At 70.4% G+C, this 270-nt stretch carries 1 pseudogene; it reads right to left on the reverse strand.

Features of this window, described 5'->3' with window-relative positions:
* A pseudogene (locus tag KVT14_RS20430) lies at nt 1-270 on the reverse strand (sugar ABC transporter substrate-binding protein); the annotation flags it as partial.

Consider the following 270-nt stretch of genomic DNA (forward strand, 5'->3'; position numbering starts at 1 on the left):
CGTTGGTGAACTCCTCGACCTTGTCCTGCTCCTTCATCGTGAAGGAGCCCGGCGCGACGTCCCCCGCGTCCCAGAGGTCGGCGACGAACTGCACGCCGCTCTCCACATCCGGGTTGTCGGTGTGCGCCGGCTGGCCGTCGTCGAGCATCGAGCCGCCGGTCGCCCAGACCCACGACATCACGTCGTTCTGGACGCCGTTGGGCGCCTCGAGCGGCAGCGGCAGCACCCAGCCGTACGAGTTGGCGCCCAGAGGGGAGGTGCCCTCGGCCC

This window comes from Cellulomonas sp. GbtcB1 (assembly GCF_019091725.1).
Taxonomy (GTDB): Bacteria; Actinomycetota; Actinomycetes; order Actinomycetales; family Cellulomonadaceae; genus Cellulomonas.